Origin of the sequence: Anabaena sp. UHCC 0399, assembly GCF_034931465.1 — a bacterium.
GTDB classification, from domain to species: domain Bacteria; phylum Cyanobacteriota; class Cyanobacteriia; order Cyanobacteriales; family Nostocaceae; genus Trichormus; species Trichormus minutissimus.
The window spans coordinates 26,729-36,989 of record NZ_JAYGGZ010000031.1 but is presented as its reverse complement, the minus strand read 5'-3'; the positions used below and the strand labels follow the sequence as shown (position 1 = coordinate 36,989).

Sequence of the window (10,261 nt, the reverse complement as noted above, 5' to 3'; positions counted from 1 at the left end):
ACTATCGGTTGTCACCAGTAAATATTCAGCAAAGTCTAATTCGCTAGTTTCTTCACCTGCTGCATCTAAAATTTTACTATCATTACTAGTGACATCTTCGATGACAATATCTGTTAATTGACTGATTGGAATAGCCCATTCTTCCAGATTAGTTGTTGGTAGCTCATTTGTTATTGCTAGTAAATTATCAGTCAAACTAAATTCACTATGTTCATCAGTATCTAAAAGCTCGCCATCTCCTTCTACACCCATAGAAATGTTAGCTGAAACTTCTAAATTTTCTTCCTCTGATAAACTTAAATTAGTTGTTGAAGCAAACAAATCATCATCCGTATTATCTGTATTTCCCAATAATTTTTCAGCATCGTTTTCGTCGTTGTCATTGAATAAATCAACGGCGAATGCTGCAAATGATAGTTGAGCATCCACAGACGATGTTTCTGGTAGCTGATTAGTAAATTCCGGTATAAAATCTAAAGTTTCTGGGGTTTGTGATAATTCTTGTATTTCTGCGGCATAAATTTTGCGATCGCCCACACTAGGAGTAGTGATAGAGTCATTGCTTGCTAACTCTGCAAACAAATTCTCATCAGTATCTGATTCTAATATTAAATCTAACTCCTCTTCTGACTGGAAAAAAGTTGTATTCAAGTCTTCCAAATCAAAATTTTCTAACCCAGAAGTTATAGACTCTTCACTATTGCGGAAAATTTCACCAGACTCCGCCGCAGCCAATAAACTTTCCTGTAACTCTTTCGCTATATCATTTTCAACCGCAGAATCTAATAATTCATCTGTTTTTACTGGCGTTTCTTGGTTACAAAATTCACCCAAATTTTCTTCAGGGGCGACAAACTCAAAAACAGTTATAGGCTGTTCATCAAATAAATTACTACTTTCTAGTTCACCTGTAGATACTTGGGGATTTTCATCTAAATCCTCAAATAGATTATTTAACCTTAAATCTTCTGTTAAACCATTTAGATTTTTTACAGAATGCTGATGAAGTTTAACTTCCTCTAAGGTATTTGTATTTAAATCTTGCTCTAGGAATAAATCATCGAAACTATTTGATGATTTGTTGATTTCTGCAAAACTACTAGCAGGTTCATTTTCTAGTTGATTTATTGCGCTAGTTGAAAACGTATTTTGATCATCCGTTATGTTCAAGAACTCTTCTAAAATATCAGGGAATTCCTGTATTTCAGTAGTATGTAGATTTTCTTGGATTATTTCATTAGTATTATTAACATTCTCTGGTGATTTCTCGTTATCTGTGAGACTATCACCAAATAACAAACCTAAACTCTCTATTTTATCTGTACTAGTTGGAGACTGATTAGCATCGCCATCAAATGACAGAAAATCTGCTAAATCGCTATCAATGTCTTGAATAATAGTTTCGTTGATTTCTACTTCTATTTCACTATTATCTCGATTTTCTATAATTTCCTCGTGCTGCCAAGTTTCATCTAGTTCTTGTGTTTCACCTTCAAATAAATCAGCCAAGGTATTTAACTCAGCTAATCCTACCTCTGGCCCATGATTGTCTATGTTTGCAGCATGAACAAATGGACGCTCTTGACTTTCCAAGAACAGATTAGTGTTAATGTCGTGTTCAGCCGCAGTTTTTTCTGTAGTTACTTGAGTATCTGTCTGGAGATCAAGTTGCTCAGAGACATCATTTAAACTAGTTATGCTATCTGTTGGCAATTCTCCAGTTTTTGCAGACAATACTTCATGAATATTGTCGTAAGATTTGCTAGATGCTGGTGCAGTTAATGATTGTGTCACCGCAGATGGTACATCGCCTAGTAAATCTTGAGATACTTCGAGCAATGCAGTTTCTGGAAAACCCCAAAGAGATTCTAATTGCTGGCTAATTGTGATCTCAAGTTCTCTGCCTTGCAGCACTAACTCTTGAGCTTTTTTAATTTCAGTGATGACAATCTTAGCTAAAGTGAGATAGCTATTTTCAGAATTACCAATAGCGGTAGCTGCGGCTTTACTCAAATTACACCAATTAGGCAAATTCCAAGTTTGACCTAGTTTGACTAACTGGTTACAGCATTGTTGAAGATTTTGACGAGATTCTGGTGTTGCTTTCTGCTTAAACAGTTGCAACATTTCCCGCAGTGTTTGTAGCACGTGGGTTTGAAACTCACCCCAATGATTGTTTGCTGTTGTTGTGACTGGTGTACTAGCTTCTTGATATTTTGCCGTGTTTTCTGTGGGAGTCGGTACATCCTGCCGGAAAAATATTTCTGTGAGTGTTGTTACACTGTCTGTTGACATTGGTTGGCCGAAAGTAGATGTTTCTACCGTGCCATTACCACCTTGTTGCACTAATAGTTCCAGATGCTGATTTAGCCATTGAAATACAGGCTCTGTCTCTGACATCAAGGTATTAGCCGTTTCTTCTGATAAACCAAAGGGTGCGCTTAACTGCTCTAAAAGTGCTTTGAGGGTATCAGACACTCCCAGAAATAAAGACTCTAGTTTTTGGTCAACCTGAATTGGATTCTCTTTAAGAACTTTGAAACAATCTTCCAGACGATGGGAGGTATGCTGAATGCTAGTCAGTCCTAGCATTGCTGCACCACCTTTAATGGAGTGAGCCGCCCGAAAAACTTCGTTAATCAGTTCCGGGTCGTTCAAGGTACTTTGAAGATTGAGTAACCCTTGCTCAATAGTGTTGAGGTGGTCTCTAGCTTCTTCAATAAAGTAACCTAATATCCTCTGTTGTTGTTCCGGCAGCATAGTTTTTTAGTCAATAGTCAATAGTCATGAGTTATCAGTCATCAGTCATCAGTCATTAGTCATTAGCCAATTATGTAAACTTTGGACTTGGGACTTGGGACTATTGACTAATTACCTTGTTTCCATAGTTTCCACGCGGAAACGTTCTACGGAAGAAATCAAGTCGCGGGACACACCGACTAAGTTTTGCAGTGCGCCGGAAACTCGTTGTGCTTCTTGGGACGTTTCTTGGGCTGTGAGTTCTACAGATTGCATTACGTGAGCGACGGCGCGGGAGGTTTCCGTTTGTTCTACGGTATCGCTGGTAATTGAGCGCACTAGGCTATCAATGCGATTTGCCACTTGGATGATATTTTCAAGCGATCGCTTGGCTTCTTCTGCCAGTTTTGTGCCTTTAATTACCTGTTGTGTACCTTCTTCCATTGCGGTCATAACTGAGCCGGTTTCGCTTTGGATTTGCATGACGATTTGCTCAATTTCTTTTAAGGATTTGGCTGATTTATCTGCCAACTGCCGGACTTCATCTGCCACAATTGCAAATCCGCGTCCAGCTTCTCCTGCCCGTGCTGCTTCAATACTGGCGTTAAGTGCTAGTAAGTTAGTACGGGAGGCAATCTGAGAAATTAACGCCACAATCTTAGAAATTTCCTGGGAAGATTCTGCTAGTCGTTTCACCTTGCGGGTAGTTTCGGCGACAGTTTCCCGAATTTCTAAAATCCCCGCCACGGTGTTTTCTACTGCTTCACCACCTTTGAGAGCGATCGCACTAGCATCACGGGCTACAGCTTCTGCTTCCCGTGCTGCTTCTGCCACCCGTTGAATTGAGTCAGTCATCACCTGCACAGAATTTAAGGTGACAGCCAACTCTTCGGCTTGGCGCAAAGCATCGCTAGACAGTGCTGTAGCAAAGGTTTCGGAGTTAGTTGCACCTTTTGTCACTTCTTTAGCCGCGACTGTCACCTGTTGTACGATATCCCGCAGGTTTTGGATTGTCAGGTTAAAGGCATCAGCAACTGCTCCCAATACATCGGCTGTCACTTCTGCCTGTACGGTTAAATCTCCTCTCGCTGCCCCTTCCACATCGTCCAAGAGACGAATTACTTGGCGTTGCAGGTTTTCTTTGGCTTCTTCTTGTTCATCAGCTTTGCGTTGGGCTTCATGGGTGGTAGTAAAAATTACCCGCGCCATTTCGTTGAAGCCAGCTGATAATTGCCCCAGTTCATCCTCAGAATATACCGTAGCTTGCACATTCAAATTGCCCTGTCGCACAGCATCAAATTGCGCTTGCAAATCCTTGGTAGTGCGACGAACTTGTTTGAGGGTCAAAGTACCCATAAATGCAGCTGTAGCAAAACCTGTAATCCCTGCTGCTAGGGACATTGCCCAACCAGTATTCCGCACTGTTTCCCGTTGCTGGGGTGGAGAAAAGCTGGTGGATGTAAAGCTGACTGTTGCTACTACCAAAGCCGAGAAAATACCCACAGTTCCAGCTACTAACCAAGGTTTTGTGTCTAGGTTAGCGTTTTCTAATGGGGCTAACCAACCTTGTTCGACGTTGACTTGAGGTTCTACTGTGGCAACATCTGTTTGGGTAAAGATTGGTACTGACTCTTGAGAACCAGTGATGCTAAATAGTTCTTCATCGCGATCGTCACTACTAGCATTGCTGCTAGGTTCTACAACTTTATTCTGGGGAATGCTACCAATTTCTGTGGAACTGGAAAGCATCACATCACTAAAGCTAGAATCTGCATCTGATAAGTCAAACCCAGGAATATTTCCTAAATCATCAAACTCATCAAAGTCGTCTAGAAATTCTATATTACTCTTGGAATTGTCTTTATTGAGGATGCTATTTGTATCCTCATCATCCGTCATACTTTCTGAACCAAAAGCTGATTCAAATGCTTCAAAATCGAAATTTTCATCGACATCAAAGCTTTGAATCTCTTGTTTAGATACCTCTGGATACGGCTTTTCTGCTAAAGTAAAATTGCCATTAACTTCGGAAGGAGCATCTAATAATTCCTCTTGTTCAGCTATTGTTTGTAACCAGTTACTTGATTCAGCTTGAGAGCTATAATTTTCATCACTACTTAGAGGAGTATCCGATGGTATGGAGCTATTATTTATTTCCTCCTTACCCGATGCTAAATCCTCGATTAATTGGCTCTTACTGCTCAATTCTAAATCTAAATGATTTGCTGCTTCCGCCTCCTCATTTTGGAGGAATTCAGCAGCCGTATATTGTCCATTTAGGTTGTTTGGTGTCTCAAATTTCCCAAATGGTGAATCAATACTATTGTCATTATCAATTTGGGAATCTGTACCAATGTCTAAAAAATTAGACTCAATTTGTAGCTGTTCAAAGCTATCTTCTGAGGAATCTTCTTCCCAGAAAACAGGTAAATCTAATTCTCCAGAATCTTCTTTATCGGTAGTATTTAATCCTTGCTCACTTGATTGCTCATTCAGGGCAAAAGGATCATCACTCAAAGGTAGTGTAGATTCTGACGCTGGTAACAATGAAAAACTATCTGTGGGAATTTCAAATGGATTATCCAACGCAATTTCTGCTGTATTGACCATTGCTTGGTTCGTTTCCAAGTCATCCAAATCAAAGCTATTGATATCAAAGTTATCTACTGTTCCTAAATCTTCTAATTCTGATGTCTCAAGTTCTAGTAAATCAGATGTACTTGTCAGATCAATTGCTTCTTGATGCTCAACTTGCTCTGCTATAAGCTTTTGATATTGGCTGATATTTTCTAAACTCTTGTGCGCGGCACTAATAAGTTCTAAGTCATCAGTCAACTGCAAAACTTTTTGATATTCTACTTCGGCTATATCGTATTGCTGCAAAACATAGTAGATGTGACCCCGCAATAAATGGGAGTTAGGGTCATCTGGGACATTTTGCACCACCTTATCAACTAAAGTAGCGGCAACTTCATAATTTTGTTGCGCGTAGGCTGTATAAGCCTGTTGATATGTTTCAAGGTAATCTTCTATACTTGCTGCCATTTCCTCCCTCCCAATTTCATCCTGCCCACCGCGCACTCCGCAAAATTGCCATTTGATCAAGTAGTCTTAGACACTGATTATTTTTAGGTTCTAATAACCACTCTCCACGCAAAAAGGGAGTCATGGTATCCGGTATGTTGGTAGGTGGCATCAGATTTTGTACATCTAGCCAATCCATACCACCGATTGCATCTACAGCTAAACCGACAATAGTGTCCTGTTCTTGCACCGCAATTACCGGAATCTCTGCTTTATCTGTGTTTAACGGAGTTACTTCCCCTAGAAACTGACCTAAATCAGCTACCCAAATTACTCGACCTCGTAGATTTAGAGTACCCAAAAGTAAAGGAGAAGCATTAGGAATCGGGGTGATTCTGTCAGGACTTAGTTCCATCACTTCTCGGATACCAGTTGCGGGTAGTGCAAACTCCTGATGCGAAGGAATGTAAAACCGCAAATGTAACTCACCTTCAGGACTTTCTACTTGTAATTCAGGACGAAAGTGATCTTGACCACTGCCATTTAAAAAGTCCGGTTTGCTAACCATGTTGTATTCATCCTTATCCTCGCAGCAGTTGTTTGACTGTTCCCACCAACTCGGTTGGTTGAAACGGTTTAGCTATGTAAGCATCCGCCCCTTGTTTCATGCCCCAGTAGCGGTCAAATTCTTCACCTTTAGAAGAACACATGACGACGGGAACATTTTGGGTTTTGGGGTCGGACTTTAATCGACGGCAAACTTCGTAGCCATTCATTCGGGGCATGACAATATCCAAAACCACCAAGTCAGGGGGTTCAGTTTGAATTGCCTCTAATGCTTCTAGTCCGTCAGTGGCATGGGTGACTGTTAAACCACTGGCTTTCAGGAGGTCTGTAATCATCTCCCTTTGTGCAAGACTGTCTTCCACAATCAGAACTGTACTCATAAATGGCTATCTACCTCCTGGTGTAGACGTTCCTCTCTGGAACATTCCCTGATCTCCCCGCAAATAATTAGTGTATAAATTAAGTCTAAAATTTTACGAAGTTTACTGGATAATAACTTTAGTCTGAGAGTTGGTTGATTCTGTGATAACATCTTTTACCCCATCGTCTATGGGATCAGCAAGTATTGTATTGAGTTTATTTCGCTACACCAGATCAGATATTGATGTATTTCTGGATCAGCATGAGTAATTCTGCATCATTAAAAGGTTTTCTTAACAAATCTGTTGCCCCGATCATTTTCACCTTAACTTGATCTATAAATTTATCTTTACTAGTCATCATAATCATCGGTATATACCGAAATGCTTGGGATTGTCGCAGCATCGCGCACATCTCATAACCATTTAATTCCGGCATAGCCATTTCACATAAAACTAGATTTGGCTGGAGTTGAAAAATGAGACTGATTGCTTCTAAGGAACTAGTTAGGGTAATTACCTCCGGTATTGCTGCGTATCCTTGTGGCTGCAAAATAGACTCTACAATCTCCCCAGTGGTCTTGCTTTGGTCAATACATAATATCTTCATCTTTTGTTTATGGCTCACTTGCGCCTGGGAGTTTGTAGTTTTTGGATATGTTAGTTTGAGCCAACCCTGCTGTATATATGGATATATTGTCTTGGCAAGCGTCAAAATATCGCGATCGAGATAACGACTGAGTTGACGTAGGGATGTTTGACCATCTGCCCATTGCTTGAGTTTATTAACTGTAGTTGTTGGTAGTGAGGAGTGTAAATGAACTGTTTGGGCGAGTATCGGTAATTGTTCTGGAGATTGAATGTATGGATACAGCTGCTTCCACTCTTGTAATTGTTGGGTAATTTTAGCCATTAAAGGCGCAATCTCCCAGCTAGTTAATCGTGGTGCTAGTGCTGTATCCTGATAAAAAATAAAACGACCCCTTTGTAAACTCAGCAAGTCAAACAGTGTCTCACAAACCAAGCGATAGATGAGAACGCGTGCTTTTTCAGGGTTGACAATATTTTTCTCTAGAAGCATCCAAAGGTAGCCATATTCTGAAGCATTTTCTACACTTAACAAGTCTATTTGCTGTTCATCTAGGGATAATTCCCCACGATGGTGACGTAAGTAATCGTTAATTCGTGACAAATTATTATTCCCTTCTTGGCAATAAATAATTTGACCATTGTGGAAAAAGATGTACCAAGCTTTGTGTTCACATTCTTTAGATACTTTACCCTGATAGTGAAAACTGTAACTTTCTATTAAAAGTTGCCCAGTCCGCTGTCCTAGTTCAATTAATTGCAGGATGCTGCGAATATCAATTTCCTGTAAATTTCCCTGCATTTAGTTCTAAGTAGCTCCTCTTGATGCAGTTAATATTAGCCGATAAATAAAGTTATTTCTTTCACCTTGTTGTACTAGTTTTGATCAGGGAATCCATTCAGCTATAAACCGTAAATTTTCTTAATAGTCTTTGACAAAGTTAGTGATAACACGGAAGTCATCGTAACTGTCATCAGTACAGAATATAAAAACGCGACTAAATCGCTTCTATAAAATATCAGGACGCAAAATTCAGCGTCTATAAATAGTTTTGTTTGTTTTGTTTTTCCCAATTTTAGGTGAATAAGACAAGTTAGCAGAATTATATAAGGTATATTTTCTAACAAATACAAGAAGTACCAAGAGGACTAGCGGTGTGCTGTATTTAGCAGAAGTACAAAAGCAGAAAGGCGGCTTACTGGGTGGTAGTTCCAAAACCGAACTGAAACTGCTAGCTTGTCAGCGAACCGACCAGAATTGGAGTCCTGTGTCGGAAGAAGTCATAGCTGCGGAAGAAGCTAGCAAATTAAATGATGGCGCATTAGTGCTGGTAGAAGTGACTCCAAATCGCCAAGTGCAGAGAATTCAAGAGGCTGGTAGGCCTCTCGTTAATATTTTGCAAAATTTTTCTCGTCAACTAGAAAAATATAAGCTTAAGGAAGACGAAATCGATCAATGGAAGGAATCGCTGACATTTCAGGCGCAAGAGTTAAATCGCCGTGAAATGGACATGGAAGTGCGATTAGAACAGTTGCAAAACATGGAAGAGGAATTTCAAGGCTTAGAATCACAACAACAGGAAGTGGAGACATCCCGCGCACAAATTGAACAGTTACAAGCAGAAATTGAGCGCAATCGAGAAGAATTAGAAGGTGCTTGGGAGCATCTACGGGGTGAGCAGCATCGCTTAGAGGAGCGTCTCCAAGAAGGAGGAGTATTAGACGAAGCGCAAGGTCGCAAGATGAGCGAGTTACTTGATCGGTTGTCTAGTCGTGTTGCTCCGATAGAAACACTGCGTGAGCATCTCCACATAGCTTTTGAACTAGTCGAAAAGCAACAAGCTACTCTCACCCCCCATTGGGAAAAATTTACACAAGAAAAAACCATAGCGGATCAACAGCAACAAGAAGTTGAGCAACTAGAGCAAACTTATAGCGATCGCCAAAACGCATGGGAACAAGCTCAAAATACTCTAGAGCAACAAACCGCCCAATTTAAAGTAAATACGTCTACTCTTGCCAGTAAGCAAGAACACATTCACATAATTAAACAGCAGTTGCAATCTCAAGATGAGTTATACCAACAACTTTACTCTTTAGCGGCAACTTCTGGTTGCACATTTCCTGGTCAAAAAATTGATGTGCAGGCTCTAGAAAATATTTCTCTAGGTGAACTGCAAAGGACAATACAAGATTTATTAGAAAAGTTAGAAATAGACTCTAGCTTTGTTCATGATCAAGAACAAGAACTTAAATATAAACAAGAAACCATAGAAGAACTGCAAAGTAAGCTTAATCAAGCATCTGGTCAGGATTTAGTCAATTTGCAAACAGACCTTGCAGATGAACAAGACCTTTATCAGATGCTGAACGAAACTTTGGTGGGACAAAGACGCAATCTGTTAATGCGGCAACAGATGATTAAGCAACACCAAAATATCCTACTACGGCGACAAGGGCAGACAGTTACTAATGCTGAGGAAGAAAACAGCATGGACTTTAGCCCGATTCTTTCGCAAATGGAACAACAGAAACAACAACAGTTACAAGAATTACAGAAATTGGCACGTGAAATTGAGCAAATGCGTGCTGCGTTGGAACTAGACCAAGGAATGATTGATAATCAAACCCACGACCTCCAACAACAGCAGCAAGAACTGAAAAAAATGGAAGACAGTCTACGTTCTCTACGGACGGCTAATGCTGAATCCTGGGGTCGGGTAAATCTCTATCAAGAAGCACTACAGCCTATTCAAGATTCCTTAGATGAATTGCGACGAAAGCTACAAAGCATCGGTGAATCTTTGGGTCAAATTCAAGAAACTGGTGATTATCAACTCCAAACTATTACTGAAATTCGTCACACTATCGGCAGTTTACTATCTCAGCCGGAGTTGGTGGCTTCTTAGGGAGTTATAAGTGTTGAGTTATGAGTAGTGAGTAGTGAGTGCTGAGTTGTCAGCTTCAGGTTTAGACCTTTACTC

At 40.3% G+C, this 10,261-nt stretch carries 6 protein-coding genes; 1 reads left to right on the top strand and 5 read right to left on the bottom strand.

Annotated features, from left to right (window positions below; translation table 11 throughout):
* From VB693_RS17175 to VB693_RS17155, 5 genes are all read right to left on the bottom strand, one after another.
* A partial coding sequence (locus VB693_RS17175) for an Hpt domain-containing protein (RefSeq protein ID WP_323267313.1) occupies positions 1 to 2,760 on the bottom strand: 2,760 nt, incomplete at its 3' end.
* A 111-nt stretch (positions 2,761 to 2,871) separates the two neighbouring features.
* Positions 2,872 to 5,784: a methyl-accepting chemotaxis protein gene (locus tag VB693_RS17170; RefSeq protein WP_323267312.1), complete on the bottom strand. Its 2,913-nt coding sequence runs from the start codon at positions 5,782 to 5,784 to the stop codon at positions 2,872 to 2,874.
* A gap of 16 nt (positions 5,785 to 5,800) precedes the next feature.
* Positions 5,801 to 6,331, bottom strand: a complete 531-nt coding sequence (locus VB693_RS17165) for a chemotaxis protein CheW (RefSeq protein ID WP_323267311.1) — start codon at positions 6,329 to 6,331, stop codon at positions 5,801 to 5,803.
* 13 nt (positions 6,332 to 6,344) lie between these two features.
* On the bottom strand, positions 6,345 to 6,710 hold the full coding sequence (locus VB693_RS17160; protein ID WP_015139860.1) for a response regulator transcription factor: 366 nt from the start codon (positions 6,708 to 6,710) through the stop codon (positions 6,345 to 6,347).
* A 214-nt stretch (positions 6,711 to 6,924) separates the two neighbouring features.
* Positions 6,925 to 8,079, bottom strand: a complete 1,155-nt coding sequence (locus VB693_RS17155; RefSeq protein ID WP_323267310.1) for a response regulator — start codon at positions 8,077 to 8,079, stop codon at positions 6,925 to 6,927.
* Between the two features lie 355 nt (positions 8,080 to 8,434).
* Here VB693_RS17155 and hmpF point away from each other — a divergent pair, with 355 nt between their 5' ends.
* On the top strand, positions 8,435 to 10,186 hold the full coding sequence (gene hmpF / locus VB693_RS17150) for a pilus motility taxis protein HmpF (protein ID WP_323267309.1): 1,752 nt from the start codon (positions 8,435 to 8,437) through the stop codon (positions 10,184 to 10,186).
* Positions 10,187 to 10,261 lie beyond the last annotated feature (75 nt).